Annotated in this window: 23 protein-coding genes; 17 read left to right on the plus strand and 6 right to left on the minus strand. The window is 37.4% G+C overall.

The features are described from left to right. Nucleotides 1–39 precede the first annotated feature (39 nt). From BGO88_RS14760 to idi, 4 genes are all read right to left on the minus strand, one after another. Nucleotides 40–306 carry a hypothetical protein gene (locus BGO88_RS14760; protein ID WP_056068555.1) on the minus strand — a complete coding sequence of 89 codons (267 nt, stop codon included), beginning with the start codon at nucleotides 304–306 and terminating at the stop codon, nucleotides 40–42. 58 nt (nucleotides 307–364) lie between these two features. Further along, nucleotides 365–1,330 carry a type I phosphomannose isomerase catalytic subunit gene (locus BGO88_RS14765; RefSeq protein WP_286707372.1) on the minus strand — a complete coding sequence of 322 codons (966 nt, stop codon included), beginning with the start codon at nucleotides 1,328–1,330 and terminating at the stop codon, nucleotides 365–367. 73 nt (nucleotides 1,331–1,403) lie between these two features. Further along, nucleotides 1,404–1,823, minus strand: a complete 420-nt coding sequence (locus tag BGO88_RS14770) for a 6-pyruvoyl trahydropterin synthase family protein (protein ID WP_286707373.1) — start codon at nucleotides 1,821–1,823, stop codon at nucleotides 1,404–1,406. 79 nt (nucleotides 1,824–1,902) lie between these two features. After that, the gene (idi, locus tag BGO88_RS14775) at nucleotides 1,903–2,430 is read right to left on the minus strand and encodes an isopentenyl-diphosphate Delta-isomerase (RefSeq protein WP_056068560.1); all 528 of its coding nucleotides are present in this window, start codon (nucleotides 2,428–2,430) and stop codon (nucleotides 1,903–1,905) included. A 252-nt stretch (nucleotides 2,431–2,682) separates the two neighbouring features. Here idi and BGO88_RS14780 point away from each other — a divergent pair, with 252 nt between their 5' ends. The 11 genes from BGO88_RS14780 to BGO88_RS14830 all read left to right on the plus strand — a co-directional run bounded on the left by BGO88_RS14780 (nucleotide 2,683) and on the right by BGO88_RS14830 (nucleotide 10,834). Continuing rightward, nucleotides 2,683–4,089 (plus strand): aminotransferase-like domain-containing protein, encoded by a 1,407-nt coding sequence (locus tag BGO88_RS14780; RefSeq protein WP_286707374.1) that lies wholly within the window; start codon nucleotides 2,683–2,685, stop codon nucleotides 4,087–4,089. Nucleotides 4,090–4,176: 87 nt separating this feature from the next. After that, a complete protein-coding gene (locus BGO88_RS14785; protein WP_286707375.1) occupies nucleotides 4,177–4,692 on the plus strand; it encodes a hypothetical protein in 516 nt (171 codons plus the stop codon). Between the two features lie 48 nt (nucleotides 4,693–4,740). Further along, on the plus strand, nucleotides 4,741–5,481 hold the full coding sequence (locus BGO88_RS14790; RefSeq protein ID WP_286707376.1) for a protein phosphatase 2C domain-containing protein: 741 nt from the start codon (nucleotides 4,741–4,743) through the stop codon (nucleotides 5,479–5,481). 526 nt (nucleotides 5,482–6,007) lie between these two features. Continuing rightward, a complete protein-coding gene (locus BGO88_RS14795) occupies nucleotides 6,008–6,331 on the plus strand; it encodes an ArsR/SmtB family transcription factor (protein WP_286707377.1) in 324 nt (107 codons plus the stop codon). Between the two features lie 3 nt (nucleotides 6,332–6,334). Continuing rightward, nucleotides 6,335–6,802, plus strand: coding sequence for an SRPBCC family protein (locus tag BGO88_RS14800; protein ID WP_286707378.1), 468 nt, complete (start codon nucleotides 6,335–6,337; stop codon nucleotides 6,800–6,802). A 6-nt stretch (nucleotides 6,803–6,808) separates the two neighbouring features. Next, nucleotides 6,809–7,192: a DoxX family protein gene (locus BGO88_RS14805; protein ID WP_286707379.1), complete on the plus strand. Its 384-nt coding sequence runs from the start codon at nucleotides 6,809–6,811 to the stop codon at nucleotides 7,190–7,192. Between the two features lie 11 nt (nucleotides 7,193–7,203). Further along, nucleotides 7,204–7,764 carry a DUF4256 domain-containing protein gene (locus BGO88_RS14810; RefSeq protein ID WP_056068574.1) on the plus strand — a complete coding sequence of 187 codons (561 nt, stop codon included), beginning with the start codon at nucleotides 7,204–7,206 and terminating at the stop codon, nucleotides 7,762–7,764. Between the two features lie 98 nt (nucleotides 7,765–7,862). Further along, complete coding sequence (locus BGO88_RS14815; RefSeq protein ID WP_286707380.1) at nucleotides 7,863–8,384, plus strand: DinB family protein; 522 nt, start codon at nucleotides 7,863–7,865, stop codon at nucleotides 8,382–8,384. Nucleotides 8,385–8,396: 12 nt separating this feature from the next. Continuing rightward, a complete protein-coding gene (locus BGO88_RS14820) occupies nucleotides 8,397–8,792 on the plus strand; it encodes a DUF1398 domain-containing protein (protein ID WP_286707381.1) in 396 nt (131 codons plus the stop codon). Nucleotides 8,793–8,941: 149 nt separating this feature from the next. After that, nucleotides 8,942–9,940 (plus strand): SDR family NAD(P)-dependent oxidoreductase, encoded by a 999-nt coding sequence (locus tag BGO88_RS14825; RefSeq protein WP_286707382.1) that lies wholly within the window; start codon nucleotides 8,942–8,944, stop codon nucleotides 9,938–9,940. Nucleotides 9,941–10,018: 78 nt separating this feature from the next. Then, complete coding sequence (locus BGO88_RS14830) at nucleotides 10,019–10,834, plus strand: helix-turn-helix domain-containing protein (RefSeq protein ID WP_286707570.1); 816 nt, start codon at nucleotides 10,019–10,021, stop codon at nucleotides 10,832–10,834. A gap of 7 nt (nucleotides 10,835–10,841) precedes the next feature. On the opposite strand, the gene BGO88_RS14835 is transcribed toward BGO88_RS14830, so the two are convergent. After that, nucleotides 10,842–11,372, minus strand: a complete 531-nt coding sequence (locus BGO88_RS14835; RefSeq protein WP_286707383.1) for an NAD(P)H-dependent oxidoreductase — start codon at nucleotides 11,370–11,372, stop codon at nucleotides 10,842–10,844. A 101-nt stretch (nucleotides 11,373–11,473) separates the two neighbouring features. Between BGO88_RS14835 and BGO88_RS14840 the strand changes: the two genes are divergently transcribed. From BGO88_RS14840 to BGO88_RS14855, 4 genes are all read left to right on the plus strand, one after another. After that, a complete protein-coding gene (locus tag BGO88_RS14840) occupies nucleotides 11,474–11,836 on the plus strand; it encodes a winged helix-turn-helix transcriptional regulator (RefSeq protein WP_286707384.1) in 363 nt (120 codons plus the stop codon). 58 nt (nucleotides 11,837–11,894) lie between these two features. Then, nucleotides 11,895–12,449 (plus strand): YdeI/OmpD-associated family protein, encoded by a 555-nt coding sequence (locus BGO88_RS14845; protein ID WP_286707385.1) that lies wholly within the window; start codon nucleotides 11,895–11,897, stop codon nucleotides 12,447–12,449. 204 nt (nucleotides 12,450–12,653) lie between these two features. After that, nucleotides 12,654–12,983 (plus strand): potassium transporter KefB, encoded by a 330-nt coding sequence (locus BGO88_RS14850; protein WP_286707386.1) that lies wholly within the window; start codon nucleotides 12,654–12,656, stop codon nucleotides 12,981–12,983. A gap of 43 nt (nucleotides 12,984–13,026) precedes the next feature. Further along, the gene (locus BGO88_RS14855; protein ID WP_286707387.1) at nucleotides 13,027–13,329 is read left to right on the plus strand and encodes a hypothetical protein; all 303 of its coding nucleotides are present in this window, start codon (nucleotides 13,027–13,029) and stop codon (nucleotides 13,327–13,329) included. Nucleotides 13,330–13,462: 133 nt separating this feature from the next. Here BGO88_RS14855 and BGO88_RS14860 read toward each other — a convergent pair whose 3' ends face one another. Continuing rightward, complete coding sequence (locus BGO88_RS14860) at nucleotides 13,463–14,911, minus strand: S41 family peptidase (protein ID WP_286707388.1); 1,449 nt, start codon at nucleotides 14,909–14,911, stop codon at nucleotides 13,463–13,465. A 294-nt stretch (nucleotides 14,912–15,205) separates the two neighbouring features. Here BGO88_RS14860 and BGO88_RS14865 point away from each other — a divergent pair, with 294 nt between their 5' ends. Further along, complete coding sequence (locus BGO88_RS14865) at nucleotides 15,206–16,072, plus strand: tetratricopeptide repeat protein (protein ID WP_286707389.1); 867 nt, start codon at nucleotides 15,206–15,208, stop codon at nucleotides 16,070–16,072. 206 nt (nucleotides 16,073–16,278) lie between these two features. Then, complete coding sequence (locus BGO88_RS14870) at nucleotides 16,279–16,659, plus strand: 2-dehydro-3-deoxyphosphooctonate aldolase (RefSeq protein ID WP_286707390.1); 381 nt, start codon at nucleotides 16,279–16,281, stop codon at nucleotides 16,657–16,659. The last annotated feature ends 98 nt before the right edge of the window (nucleotides 16,660–16,757 follow it).

Here is a 16,757-nt window from a genome sequence, read left to right on the forward strand (position 1 = left end):
TTCCAAAAAAAATCTGCACTTTTTTTATCTTTTTTTAGACTATAAAGCGTTTATTTTAGCAACCAATTGATTAGCAGTTTGTTCTAATTCTGCATTGATTTGCTTGAAATGTGCTTTTTTGTTTTCTACATTTTTAGCATTCACTTTTGCGATCAAAGAATCAAAAGCAACAATTGCCTCATCAATCAAAGCTTCAGAAGCTTCAGTTGGTTTTCCTGTTGTAGACATTTCCCAGATGTATACTGCTTCAATAATGTCTCCCAATACGTAATTGATGTCTTTCTTTAAATTCCTAACGTTTGCCATTTTTTTAAATTTTAATTTGCGTCTGCAAAATTAAGCATAATCTTTCTATTTGAGGCTATTAAATATAAATTTCTAAAAGTACCGCCTCACCTTCTAAATTATATTCCCTCATTGCGGCTGGAAATAATACTGTATTTCCTTTTTTATAATTCCATTCCATTCCATTGTACTTTATCGTAAAATTACCTTCCATACACATATACACAGTAAACGATTCGTGCTGCTTCTTTATTTCCACCTCACCATCAAGCGGAAAGTAATTGGTAATAAAATAAGGACATGTTACTACCGGATTACTTTTATTTTTTTCCTGTGTGTAGGTTCTTTCCGTATCTGTCGTATTATAATTGATGGCATCGAGTGCTAAATCTATATGAAGCTCTCTTGATTTTCCTTCGGCATCAACCCTATCCCAATCGTATACTCTATAGGTAATATCTGAAGTTTGCTGGATTTCCGCAATCACAATTCCGGCTCCAATGGCGTGGATTGTTCCTGTTTCTAAAAAAAAGACGTCTCCTTTTTTTACTGGGATTTCCTGTAAGATTGACAATAGCGTCTTATCTTCCAGATTTTTCAAATACTCTTCCCTGCTTGACTTTTCTTTAAAACCTACTACAATCCTGGCATTCTCATCTGCCTGCATCACATACCACATTTCTGTTTTTCCGAAAGAATTATGGCGCTTTTTGGCAAGCTCATCATTGGGATGCACCTGAATTGAAAGGTCTTCTTTGGCATCAATAAATTTAAACAGTAAGGGGAATTCTGTCCCGAATTTCTTATGCACTGCCTCACCCAGAATTTCTTCCGGAAACTGTGAAATCAAGTCCGAAAGTAATTTTCCCTGATATTCTCCTTCTGCAATGCGACTGATGTCTCCCGGCACTGTAGATAACTCCCAACTTTCGCCGGTACTATCTGACTGTATCGGCTTATTAAAAACGGTTTTAAGTTTTGTCCCGCCCCAGATTCGTTCTTTTAGTATTGGTTCGAAAACCAGCGGGTATAGTTGTAGACTCATATTTTTTGAAAACAAATTACAGAAATTTACAATCTGGCTTATACCATTATTTCTGAAATAACTTATATGATTTTTAGTTGGCGCTTTCTCCTTTATAACTTACGAAATTTCGCGGCGTTTCATAAAGAACAACTTCCAAATCCTTATCAGCATCAATTCTTTTCCTGATTTTATTCCAAATTATAACCGCAATATTTTCGGCTGTCGGGTTCAAATCTGAAAATTCAGGCACATCCAGATTCAGGTTTTTATGGTCAAAACGTCTTTCAACCTCTTCGAGAATAATATCGGCCAAATCCTTAATGTCAATCACATAGCCCGTATCAGGATTAATTTTTCCGGTTACACTGACAATCAATTCATAATTATGGCCGTGAAAATTAGGATTGTTGCATTTCCCAAAAACCGAATCGTTTTTCTCATCCGACCAGTCTTTGCGATACAGGCGGTGTGCGGCATTAAAATGGGCTTTTCTACTGACAGTTACTCTCATTTTTGATTTGTGGTTTTTGATTTTCGACTTTCAACTTACAACTTTAAAACTTTCGACTTCCGACTTTATGACTTCACCTTCACAACTTATGCTCTTCTAAAAAGTGATAAAATTCATCAAAAATAATCTTGAACCATACCGTATATTTTTCAGGATGCACCTGCATATCTTCTTTGATTGCATCAATATCCATCCATTTCCAATTTTCTACTTCTTCCGGATTGATGACTGGTTCACCATCAAAATAGCCAACCATTACATGATCCAATTCATGTTCTGTCAAGCCATTATCAAAAGGCGCTTTATAGATAAAATGAAACAGTTCTTTCAATTCTGTTGAAAAACCCATTTCCTCCATAAGTCGGCGGTTTCCTGCCTGAATATTGCTTTCGCCCTCACGTTGATGGCTGCAACAGGTGTTAGTCCACAGCAATGGCGAATGATATTTCTGAGAAGCACGCTGTTGGAGCATTACCTCATTTTTTGAATTCAGTATAAAAATTGAAAAGGCCCTGTGAAGTTCTGCCTTTTCATGAGCTTCCAGCTTTGGCATCAATCCAATCTGCTCATCGCGCTCATTAACCAATATTACTTTTTCTTCTGTCATAATTTTGTGTACTTTACAAAAATACAAAAAAGAAACGTCCTTGTGAAATCAATATGGACCATTAGATTATCTGTATGTTTACCATTTGAGTTTTTCTTTGATAAAAACTAAGCTATTGAAGAACTACCATTTCTAATAAAATAAGGCTTTTTGTATCTTTGGTTCAATGTTCGCTCACAGATACTAAAGCAGAAACAGATTAAAAAAAACGTTTCAATAAAGAACAGGCAAAGCATACCTTAACCACCTCGTATGAAATCATATAAATTTGAAATCTTTACTTCGTTTTTAGAAAAAAACATACGGGGAGGAATATACAAATCGGGACATAAACTACCTTCGGTACGTGAATTAAAAGACAAATACCGGCTAAGCACCAATTCTGTTCAAAACGGTTATGAATACCTTATCATTCAGGGATTGGTTGAAAGCGTGCCCAAATCAGGATATTATGTGAACCGTCAATTTGGCAAATCTTACGAGCCTGTTAAAACAAACCGTTCGCCCATAATCAGGGATGCTTTCTTTGAAAACAGCCTTGCCTCCATTACATCTTTACGGAATGGACGAAAACTTTCAGAATTTAATGTTGCCGCTCCTGGCGACCTCCTGATTCCACAAAAACTACTATTGCGCACTATGCAGCAGGTCGTAAGAGAACAGGGAGCAAATCTGTTACGATATTATCCTTCTAACGGACTGCCAGATTTAAAAGACGCAATTACAAGGCGTGCTGCCGGATACCAAACCCTTCTCAATCCTGATGAATTGATTGTTACAGACGGCGCATTACAGGCACTTTATATTGCGTTGGCTTCTGTATGTACTGCCGGCGATGTAGTTGCAGTGGAAAGTCCATGTGTCTTTTCTATATTGGAAGTAATCCGGGTACTCCACCTAAAAGTTATAGAAATTCCAATAGATAGAGATAATGGTTTTGACGTAGACTTTCTTAGAAAAGCATGTGCAAAAAACAAGGTAAGCGCCGTGCTGCTAACGCCTAATTTCCATAATCCTACAGGTATCCTGCTGACAGATGAGAAAAAAAAGGCGGTGCTTTCTGTGGCGCAGGATTATGAAATTGCAGTTATCGAAAATGACATCTATGGCGACCTTAACTTTAACGGAATACGGCCAACCACAATTAAAAGTTTTGATGACAGCGGCCTTGTGATGACCTATTCTTCCTATGCCAAGACTCTTGCTCCCGGCATCAGGCTCGGCTGGCTGTCACCGGGAAAATTTATCCAAAAAGCCGAGCAGATTAAATTTTCTCTGGGCAGTACCGTCTCTCCTATTTATCAGGAAACGGTTAATCGTTTGCTGTCTGCAAGCAGCTATGAGCGCCACCTAAAAGCATTTCGAAAACAGTTGTCTGAAAATGCTGCATTAACTTTAGACCTGCTTTATGATAATTTTCCGGAAGGCACTTCAATAACGGTTCCTGCCGGTGGTTATTCTATCTGGATAAAAATGCCGGAAGCCACAAACATGGATTATTTTTATGCCCAATGTGAAAAAATCGGAATCCGGTTTACACCCGGCTATACCTTTTCGTTTTCGGATACTTTTTCCAACTATTTCAGAGTCGTATTTGCTGATGCCTATACGCCTAAACGAATAGAAGCCATCAAACAGGCCGGACAACTCTCCCGTTAACATCTGTACTCCTGATTATTTCCGATTGTGTACTGATATAAATTTTACATCATCTCTAACTTTGTAAGTCCACAAACAGAAAAAAGAATGGAAATTACAACAAAGTTTATTATCGCGACAGAACAAGGCAGAAACCTGTTAGCTGCTTTAGCAAAAGAAATAGCAACAGAAAAATTCGCGTCATTATTAGAGCCGCAACAACTCGAAGACTATATCGCAAAAAAGTTCGATGACAAAAACCTCATTGCAGAAATGAACAGCATGTCCAACCAATGGCTGGTTGTTTATAAAGGTGATATTCCTGCCGGATATGCTTATATTACTTCCAATGGAAAAAAACCAAAAAACATGGAAAATGTGCGAATGATGCGGATTGCCGATTTTGGAATACTCGAAAAATATAATGATACGGCTGTTAGACAGTCACTCCTCGAAAAGTGTCTCACTATCAGCAAATCATATGACCGACTGTGGATTCATGAGTATAAAGAAAATCCTCTCATTGCTTTTTTTGAATCTGAAGGGTTTGTAAGGGAGGAAGAGATTGGTGAGCTTGAGGAATTTGCTTTGGCTTCTGTTTTTTTGGTAAAGGATAAAATGTGATTGCGAAGGGAAAGATAAATTATGCGGATAAAACAGTAAATTGCCGCCATGAAAATTTATTCGGCAATACAAATTGGAGATTATCACTCCAACAATTGTGAAGATTCCCTTTACCTAGGCAAATTTGGAAAAGACAAAATCATCTGTGCGGTTATGGATGGCTGTACCACAGCTATAGACAGCCAGTTTGCATCGCTACTGGTTGGAAAAATACTAAAGAAAATTATAATTGAGAAAGGATATAAAGACCTGGTCGATAAAAATGAATCAACCCTGACTTTAGAACAACATTTAAAATCCATCTTAAAAGATTTGTTTTCAGAACTCAAGTCTATCAAAAATCAATTATTATTAGATATTAAAGAGCTTTTAACTACATTGATAATCATGATAGTAGACAAAACTTTAAATACAGGAATTGTTCTCACTATTGGCGACGGTTTTGTAAATATCAACGGAAAAATAACCGAATACGAGCAAGACAACAAGCCTGATTATTTAGGATTTCATATTTCTGAAGACTTTGAAAAATTTTATAGCCTGCAAAATCAAAAAATTGTGTTTGATACGATAAACGATATAAGCATCGCTACCGATGGAATTTTTTCATTCACGAAAGTTCATAAAACTTTAAATGAGGAAATTGATGTAATCGATTTTTTAGCACAAAACCGGGAGGGCAATGAAACCGAAGACATGCTAAATCTGAAACTCAAAATTTTAAAGAATGATTTTGGATTAAAACCAACTGATGATTTTTCAATGATACGGATTTTAAATAGCAAATAAGGAATTACAGCAAAAACAGAATAAAACTTTATGCAATTATGAACATATTCAATCAGAAACTTTATCTTATAATCGTTATTATTTTAGTCGTCTTCTGTCTTACTATTGATTTTCATTCCTTAGGATTAAACAAAACAGTTGGTATGGCGTATGACATGCATGGTATTGCTAAAATCATATGCCTTGTTTCATTACTATTCTCTTTTATAGGATATTCCATTTTGTCATTATTACGTTATCAAACCCAAAAAAACTTATCACTACTCTATCTAAGCAGTATACTGCTTGCTGTTGTCTTAAACTTCATAAAACAACATGAAATTTCAATTGTTTTTGGCATACTATCGATAGTTGTTTTTTCCATATCTATTGTTCGCTCCCTAATACACAAAATATAATCACGTTATCTTAATGACTATCAATCAAGACTAGGATTGCCTATTTTAACTTCCTTAGGTTTTATTTTCTCATAAAAATTTGCGTAGTCAAATGACTTCATATATATTTGTAGTCAAATAACTTCATAATGAATTTAAGACGAGACGTTTTTCAGGCCATAGCAGACCCTACCCGAAGGGCAATACTGTTATTATTATCGACCCAATCCATGACCGCCGGAGCGATAGCTTCTAATTTTGATACAGCACGACCAACAGTATCAAAACATTTGCAGATACTTACGGAATGTGAACTGCTTCAGCAAGAACAAAATGGCAGGGAGATCTATTACCACCTTAATCCGAACAAGCTAAAAGAAATAGCCGACTTTATCGAACCGTTCCAGAAAATGTGGGATGACAGATTCAACAAACTGGAAAACATCATGAAAACCTACCAATCAAAAAAATAAGAAATGGAACGAAAAACAAAAATCAATGCCGAAGAAGGCAAACAGGAATTACAGATTATCCGAGAATTTGACCTGCCTCTCGAACTGCTTTTCAAAGCCTATGAAGAAGCAGATATCGTAGCACAATGGATGGGAACGAAAGTAGTAAAGCTTGAAAACAAAAAGCATGGCAGCTACCAGTTCGAAACATCAGACGCTCAAGGAAATGTAGTCTTTCGCTCTAATGGAACTATCCATGAATTCATTCCGAATCAGAAAATTACCCGCACCTTTGAAATGGAAAATACCCCTTTCCCTGTACAACTCGAATACCTGGAATTTGAAAAACTGACTGATACTACCAGTAAACTTACTATGCATGTTGTCTACAAATCTGTGGCTGTAAGAAATCAGATATTGCAGCTTCCTTTTGCACAGGGTATCAATATGGCTCATAACCGACTTCAAGACGTAGTTTCCAATTTAAAATAACAGAACATGGAAAAGAGAAATAAAATTATTTACTGGATTTCAACACTATGGCTGGCATTAGGAATGGTTTCTACCGGAATTGTACAATTATCAGGCGTAAAGGAAGAAACTGAAATGATGGCACATCTGGGTTATCCTGCTTACTTTTTGACCATCATAGGCGTCTGGAAAATTTTGGGCGTCATTGCCGTACTTATTCCTAAATTTACAATACTAAAGGAATGGGCCTATGCAGGTTTCTTTTTCGCCATGTCGGGAGCAATCTTTTCTCACCTTGCGGCTCATGACCCCGTAAAAGATATTCTTCCTGCTTTATTGTTATTGGTACTTACCTTGGTATCCTGGTACTTTAGGCCGGCCAATAGAAAAACAATTACCATCACATCGTAAAAAATCAAGATATGGATAAAAAGAAATTATCAGCATCACAAAGCGAGACACTAATGGGTATATTAAGAACCCGTTTTGAGAAAAACGCAAACCGCCACAAAGGTTTGAAATGGTCCGACATACAGGCAAAATTAGAAGCCAATCCTGAGAAACTTTGGTCGTTAGACGAAATGGAAGAAACCGGTGGCGAACCTGACGTGGTAGGGTTTGATAAAAAAACCGGCGAATATATTTTTTATGACTGCACACCGGAAAGTCCAAAGGGCCGCCGAAGCATCTGTTATGACCCGCAAGCTTTAGAATCCAGAAAAGAGCACAAACCCAAAGACAGCGCCATAGCTATGGCAGATGCTATGGGAATCGAAATACTTACAGAAGAACAATACCGCGAACTTCAAAAACTGGGAGAGTTTGACCTCAAAACATCAAGCTGGGTAAAAACACCTACAGAAATCAGAAAACGTGGCGGCGCTCTCTTTTGTGACAGACGCTACGATACCGTTTTTCTCTATCATAATGGTGCCGAATCGTATTATGCAGCCAGAGGATTCAGGGGGTGTTTAAAGGTATAAAAACTTGTTTTGATAAAGTTGGGTTGGTACCTCAGCAAAATATTTTATAACTTCGTTAAAACCAGAATTTTTGTTTCTACCAACATAAAACAAGAACAATGAATACATCAGAACTTATTACCCTATTTCACAATAACCATATTGAATTGGCTAATTATGTGAATGCACTACCGGATGACCAATTTCTCTATAGCAAAAATGGCAAATGGACAGCCGGACAACAGCTTAGCCATGTCTATCTTTGCCTGTTGCCTATTTCAAAGGCATTGGCTTCAAAAGAATTCCTTGTCCAAAAATTTGGAAAAATCGAACGTCCGCTTTGGGACTATGATACCGTACTGGCCAATTACAAAGTAGCTCTTGCCAATGGCGGAAAAGCTCCTGAAAAATTCCTGCCGGAAGCTGTTCTGCCGGAAGCCAAAAAAGAATTAACTGAAGAACTGCAGCAGATTTTGGATTCCATCCAACAACAATTAAGCGGGTATTCTGAAGAAGAACTGGATACGATTGTTATGCCGCATCCTTTATTGGGTATTATGACCGTTCGCGAAATGTTTTATCTCATGGCCTACCATGCTATTCACCACCTGAGACAGACAGAACAAAATCTTCCAGCTTAAAACATCAAAAATATGTTTACAGAAGCGCAAATCAAACATGCCCATAGCAAAGTAAAATCAGGGGCAGACTTCCCTGCCTACATACAAGAAATCATATCTCTGGGCGTAATCTCTTATGATGTATATGTTGCAGACGGCCATTCCGAATATCATGGAACCAATGAGTATGAAATTACAACTACTGCAAAATATGAAAATCTGTTTGTAGCAGACAGCTGCGATACCGAATCGTTTAAGACAGGCTTAAAATCACACCAACAAGGCGAAACCGATTACAATGCTTTTATAGCCATGAGCGCAAAGTTCGGTATTGAAAAATGGGTGGTCGATACGCAGAAAATGTCCTGTAGTTATTACGACAAAACCGGAAATGAAATATTGGTAGAACAGATACCCAATAACAAATAAGAAACCACAAAGCCGAAGCCAACACTTTGGCTTTTTTATTGCCTGATAAACCGGACGTTTAAACAAAGTAAGTTCGGACGTTTGAACAAAGTTCTCCTGCACTAACCGTCCTAATTTTGTCTCAACATAAATCATTAAATTTTATAAAAATGAGACAGAACAATTATCAGGGAGCATTGCAACAGCCAATCGGTTCAGGATTTGGCGCAACCTCTACAGCATCCGAAGTTATCAAAGGCATCGACCTTACAGGAAAAATCGCAATCGTAACGGGCGGCAACACCGGCATTGGACTTGAAACTGCGAAAGTACTGGCTGGCGCAGGAGCCACCGTAATTATCCCGGCAAGAGATATTGAAAAAGCAAAAAGAAATCTGGAAGGAATATCGAATATAGAGATGGAAGCAATGGATTTGATGGATACCACTTCTATTGATGCCTTTGCCGAAAGATTTTTGGCTTCCGGAAGGCCATTACACTTGCTTATCCATAATGCAGGAATCATGTGGGTACCGCTGCGTTGGGACAATCGCGGTTATGAATCGCAACTGGCTACCAACTATCTCGCCCAATTTCAATTGACGGCCAGACTTTGGCCGGCTCTTAAAAAAGCGCATGGTGCCCGGGTTGTAAATGTTTCTTCACAAGGTCACCAATTCGGAACTTTTGATTTTGACGACCCAAATTTTTTAAATCGTGAATATGAAACCCTGCTAAGTTATGGGCAATCCAAAACAGCCAGTAATTTATTTGCACTGGAACTCGATGAACGTGGCAAAGCATTTGGCATAAGAGCCTATTCGCTCCATCCGGGTTCCATAAATGGAACAGAATTGGCGAGAGAAGCACCCTTAGAATTATTCCAGAAACTAGGTTATTGTGATGCCAACGGAGTCCTATTTCCCGAAGTAGCCGCAGCATTAAAAACCATTCCGCAAGGAGCAGCCACAACCGTTTGGTGTGCTACAAGCCCAATGCTCAACACAATTGGAGGCGTATATTGTGAAGATTGCGATATAGCAGATTTAGTTCTGGAAGAAGGAGTAACCAAAGGTGTCAGACCTTATTCTGTTGATGAATCCAGTGCCAAACGATTATGGAAACTCAGCGAGACGATGACCGGCATTCCTTTCAATACAGCAGAGTAACAGTCCTAATTACGTTATAAAATGCACAATTCTTTTTATTTTTGTACAACATCGCTATCACAGGCAATACGGCTTCCTATGGAATATCAGGCAAAATACATTACAGACGATATCAAACTTTCCTGTTATGAGGATAAGTTTTTCAAATCGGATATTATGTTTGACCATCATATGCTGGTTTGGTTTATCTCCGGCGAAACCAAAATCGTACAGGCTGATGCGACTTATTATTTCAAAAAAGGCGATATCTTTCTAATTCCAAGAAATCAGCTGGCCACCATTATCAATTATCCAAAAGACGGACAGCCACACAAAACAGTGGTAATGCATTTGTCTACCGAAAAGCTGCGTGATTTTTATACCGGACTGCCTATTCAGCCAAAAGCGGCAGCATCGCAAAAAATACACAGTTACAGCAATCATCCGCTACTTGAAAGCTGTCTGGCCTCGCTGCTTCCTTATTTTAGCATGGAAACACTACCCGAAGATATTGCTTCATTAAAAATCAAGGAAGCCATAAGCATATTGCGTACGATAGACAAAGGAATTGATGATGTACTCGCCAACTTTGAAGATCCCGGAAAAATTGACCTGGCCGGTTATATGGAAAAGAATTTCATGTTTAATCTTCCGTTAGAAAAATTCGGATACCTGACCGGTCGCAGCCTCACTACTTTCAAACGTGATTTTAGCAAGGCATTCCATACCACGCCACAACGTTGGCTTACGCAAAAGCGATTGGAACTGGCACATTACCAATTCATCGAAAAGAAAAAAAAGCCAATTGATGTGTGCTATGAAGTCGGTTTTGAGAATCTGTCGCATTTTTCGCATGCCTTTAAAAAACAGTTTGGCTATTCGCCAACCGAGTTAACAAAACGGCAAAATGCCTGATATTTCTTTACACGCTCTCTAAAAACTTCCTGTAATCAGGTACGCTCTTTTCAATCCACTCGTCAGTAGCATTGAGTTCTATTCCGTAATAGGCAAAAAAGTAGCGGTAATCTGCTTTGATGTATTCAAAAGTCAGTTCAAAAGGAGCCGTCAGCTCTCGCAAAGTATATTTGTATTTGCCGTCGGCTCTATATTCTTCTTCGTCTACTCCGACAGATAGCACCATTGCTATTTTCTTACCACCCATCTTATAACCGCTTTTACTTCCGTAGGCCCAACCATGCGTCAGCACTTCATCCAGCCATTTTTTAAACAACGGCGGACAATTGAACCAATAAAACGGAAACTGAAATACGATTTTATCATAGGATTCTATCAGCTTTTGCTCTTTGGCAACATCAATTTTTTCATCTGGATAAGCTTCATACAAGCGATGTATAAAATAGTGGTCGGGATATTTTTCTAATTCTTCAATCCATCTTTTATTGATTACAGATTCTTGTAGGTTTGGATGTATGACTACGACTAATGTTTTCATTTTTATATTTCCTGAGTTGTAAAACTGACACAAAAGTAAAGCACTACACTTAATTCTGTATATTAGCAACCCATTGTAGGATACTATCAAAAAGATAAGTAATGACTAAAATAAAGGAAGCTTCAACCAACTTCGAAAACAAAAAGCTATTGCAAGACGAGTGTCTGGAAGTATATGCTTCCGGAATCATTGGAGGACAATGGACTTTAGCAATATGCTGTTACCTGATTAACGGAAAATTGAGATTCGGAGAATTAAAAAAATGCATGCCAACCATCACAGAACGTATGCTGATCTTGCAATTGCGCAAACTCGAAAAGAATAAAATCATTACCCGCACTGTTTATGCAGAAGTTCCACCACGGGTTGAATATGAGTTAACTGCTATTGGCTATCAGCTAAACACTATAATTGGAGAACTTGAAGATTGGGGAAGAAAACACAAAGAACTGATGAAACAATAAGCCGTTTCCTTATTTATTATATTTATTCCTTCTATATCCAATCGAAAATTAAAACACAATGGCAGCAACTTTTTTTGCAACACAGGCTGAATTTAGAAAATGGCTCGAAAAGCACCATAAAAACGAAACCGAGCTTCTGGTCGGTTTCTATAAATTAGACAGCGGAAAGCCATCCATGACCTGGTCAGAATCTGTTGATCAGGCACTCTGTTTTGGCTGGATAGACGGAGTACGCAGGTCTATCGATAAAGAAAGTTACTCTATCCGTTTTACACCACGAAAAAAGACCAGCAACTGGAGTGCCATCAATATCAAAAAGATGGAAGAACTTACCAAAGCGGGATTGATGACCGAAGCGGGACAAAAGGCTTTCATTGAAAGAAAAGAAAGCAGGTCAAAGATATATTCTTATGAAAACGAACCCGTCCTTCTTGATGCCGAATATGAAGGTCAATTTAGAAAGAACACTGCCGCCTGGGATTTTTTTATGAAACAAGCTCCATCCTATAAAAAACTAACCATTCATTGGATTATGGATGCCAAACAGGAAAAAACCAGACAATCCCGACTTGAAAAAGCAATCCGCGAAAGCGAACAGCAAAAAAGAGTTTAACAAAAACTGAATTTTACATAATTGCTTTCCCCAGCAAAAGCAACCCTTCACAACTTTTTTCACTATTTCCTATAATTTTTTCGCAACTATTTATTGCACAGTTCTAAAATATGTATTTACTTTGAATTACAAAGTACTTTACATAAGTCATAAGTCTAAAGTCTAAAGTCTAAAGTCTAAAAGTCAAATCTAAAATCTCTCTTTATGAATAATGTATCATCTCACACAGATTCTTCGGCCTTAAAAAGAAGAATTTTAATTGGAGCAGGAATCGCCACTGCCTTAATACTTTTTTTCCTGATAACCTCAGGCGAACCCAATCCGGAATGGGGAAAATTCTGGAGAATTAAACCACTTATAATTGTCCCATTGGCAGGCGCTTTTGGTGGCGGATTATTCCATTATGCCAATCAGTTTATCGGTGGTGAGAAAATCTGGACAAGAATCGCAGCTTTCTTAATTGGTGCTATTGCTTTTATTATCACCCTTTGGATGGGTACCGTATTAGGATTAAATGGTACGTATTGGAACTAATTCACGAATCGACCAGCTAAACAACCTTAAAATTAATATCAAAATGGCAACAAAATCATTTAATAATATCACTACCCTATCTGTGATAATAACTTTCATGGCAGTAGTGCTTGGGCTTATTGGCGTTGTGATTTCCGAAATTTATCCGGGTTTTATTATCTTATTTCTTTTGATGCTGATTGCAATTGGTTCAAAGTGGTATGCTAAGAAAAACAGCGACAAGCATAATAACTTTCAGGGGAATTATTATACAATCCTAACTGTTCTTAACCTGTTGATAATTCTTGTGACTTTATGGATGACATTCGTAATCACCCATGACCGTATTCTTCAGGATTGCTGCTAGTTATAAAACCAATATCTAACGAAAGTCAACTTTCAATCATTTCTTTACAAACTTTGCGGCTCTGCGTCTTTGCGAGCAACTATTTCACGCAAAGACGCAGAGCCGCAAAACAATAAATTATTTGGACTTACTATTACGGCTGAAACTCTTTATCTTCCAAAACAGAAGTGGCGTATTTTATCCAAAGTTCATTTGGGATGGTGCTGTCAATAAAATAATCCGGCTGTATTCCTATACCGTCAATGGCCATGCCCGGTATTCTATAGCTTTTAGAAAGGCAATAGCCCAATTGGAATTTCTCATCAGGCGATTTTACAAAATTCATATTTGAAATATCCAGTACTCCAAAAGTACTTGTTCCAAAAAGCTTTACCTTTTTACTTTGTTTGGCCGCCATTAAAAACTGTTCGTCTGTACTTCCGTTAGCCTCATTGGCAATGATAGCTACCTGTTGCGGAAAAGGCAATACAGCATCCATCTTCTGTATATGCACTTTGTCACCTCCGTTCAGATTCACAAATTTTCCAAGATTGTCGTTAAGTAAAGTAAGTGCAGCGTTTACCTGCATTCTGCTTTTTTCAGACAAGTCCGGCATAGACAAGTAACTTTCCATCCTTTTGTTGTTTAACGGTGTAGACAAAAGCTCCATACCTACAATGCGTATCGGATTGGTGTACAAATAAGGTATAATATTCGCATAGCTGTCGTCATCACCACCGGTTCCGTTACGAATATCGATTATCAGGTTTTTAGTACTCTTGATTTCTTTTTCATGAGCCAAAAGCACGCTTTCAATTACTTTCTTTTGTTCGCCGCCAAAAGAAGGAATTCGCAAGTATAAGGTTTCTCCCGAAAGGCTTTCCATAAAAGGCTTTCCTGTACTCATTGCTTTCGCATAGAGTTGTATGTCTGCATTTTCAGGAAACGTAGGATATTCTCGTTGTAATTGAATCGCAGGTGCCAATTTTATAGCATTTTTACCGACCCAATCCATCTTTTTGAATTTCAAAGGCGAAAAATCTCCCATATAAAAAACACCGGAACCATCTTCATTTATTTCCATTTTTACCTGCTGTGGTTTCCATGCCACGTTGCCCGATTCCAGAATAACTCCTTTATAGCCTTTATCTTTTTTAACAATACCAATTTTATAGGCCCCTACTTTCCAGATTCCCACTAAATCCTTAGCGTCTTTTGTTGGTTTGCTTCGCAGCTCTTTTTCCTTTACCGCCAGTACAGGCCATTGTTTGACATTAGCCGACTGTTGCGTAGTTGCTATTGCCAAAGCCATAACTCCAAAGTGTCCTTTCCTGAAAAACTTCAACCATTCATTCAGCACCTCCGCACATTCATGGCTTTCTGTTATCGTCTTTACCTTTTGTAAAAAAACAGCATTGTGTTTTTCATACATATCCATTCCTTTTTGCTGGATGGCATAATCAAAACCCGCATCATTTTTTTCAAATGTTTCTTTAACCCACTTAAAGGTTTCGGAACAGTCGCAGGTTGTCTGGGCTTTTGCGGTAAAAGCTGCAAAAAGTAAAAAGGAAAACAATGAAATTTTTTGGAGAGTAAGTTTCATAAAAGTTAAAGGTTAAATTGCGATTTCTGGTTTAGTTTAAAATCAGATGCAATTTAAAAATTAATTAAATGCCTGTAACTTATTGTTAAAATAATATCCCCTATTCGGTTCCTGTTTTGCGTCTTTGCGAGCAACTGTTTCACGCAGAGGTGCAAAGTTTTTATTGAATCTCATGGCATTTGTTTTATAAGAATTTTACGATAGTATAAAACATTTTAATATATTTGGTTTCAGACGATTAAATATAACTAACCACAATCAATAGCTATATCGCTATCTACAATCCTAAACTGAATGAAAAAAACACTACTCCCAATCTTTATCCTTATTTCATTTCTATCCAACGCACAAAGCATAGAAGAAAAAATAGCTAAAAAAGCATGCGAATGTGAAGAACAAAAAACTAAAATTGGCGAAGAGGCTTACAGGAGCTGTATTGCCGATATAGTAAAAGAAGCCATTGCTACAGAAGAAGATCCCAAAACCCGGGAAGAAGTAAACACAGTTGAAGGACTCATGGCACTGCTCCCAAAAGTCAAAAGCCTTTTGCCTGAAATCTGCGATAAGGCAAAAGGACAAAAAACAGACGAAAAAAGGAAGCTGTTCTATTCCGATTCAAAAATTGAAAGCGCACAAAATGCTTATATCATTGCGAAAGAATTTATGAGCAAGAACCAATACAAACCTGCCATTGAAAACTTTTTGACGGCAATTAAAAATGACGAAAAATTTGTCCTGGCTTATGATGATTTGGCGGTCTGTTACAGACAACTTGAAAAGTATAACGATGCTATAAAGTATTATAAAAAGTCACTCGAAATTTATCCAGAAGGCGACTTTGCCCTAATGAATATTGCCGTTGTCTATTCTTTAAAATCTGATTTTAAAACCGCCATCCAATATTATGAAAAACTCATACAGTTTTATCCTGAAAATGCCGAAGGTTATTTTGGAGCCGGAAAAAACTATCTTTTAGTAAAGAATTACGAAAAAGCACTAAACAATATATTCACAGCACACCGCATCTATACCGATGAAAACTCCAAATACGCTAAAGACTCTGAAGTCGTTATAGGCGCCATTTACCAAAAACTACAGGAAGAAAACAAAGAAGATTTGTTTAAAAAGATTGCTAAGGAGCATAATATTCAGTTGAATTAAAAAAAATTTATGTTAGATAAAGAAAAGCTGGCTTTCACAATAGTGGCTTCAACAGCGATTTTTATTTTAGCGCGGATTACTACGGATTAAAATATTTACGCTGATTTAAGAGTTATACTAGATAAACGCTCAATATTCTATTATCAGAAACTTTGCGACTCTGCGCCTTTGCGTGAAAAACTAAAATTAACCAAACCAAAAAACAAATGAAATCACTAATTAAAATTTTACTAATCAGCCTTTTCGTAGTTTCATGTTCTTCCAATAAATCAGGAGATTCAAAAGTCAACACAGATGCCTCGTATGGCTATACCGAAAAAAATCCGATAAAAGTGGGTGGCTTTTCTAATGGTCCAGCTAACGAGAGAAGCTATCTGAATTCATTATCCGGTCCAAATGGGGAAACTATAAATTATGAGAGAACAGGAAGTTGCTGTGCTTTTGAAACAAAAAATAGTCCCTTTAGTGGCGGTATGCTAGATGTCTATGCTGTAACTTATGAAGGCAAAAAAGATACGGTAGTTTTATACCTCAATATGTATGACAAAGCATCCTTAAAGGCTCCAGTGGGTTTTAAGTTTAAATAAAACAATAAAATCCTTTTCTCTTGGCAGGATTTCAAAACAGAAGACCATCAAAACTTTAACCCAAAAAAATTGACCCTTTTCTAAAGTTAAACTTTAAT

Origin of the sequence: Flavobacterium sp. 38-13 (assembly GCF_001899155.1) — a bacterium.
GTDB lineage: Bacteria > Bacteroidota > Bacteroidia > Flavobacteriales > Flavobacteriaceae > Flavobacterium > Flavobacterium lindanitolerans.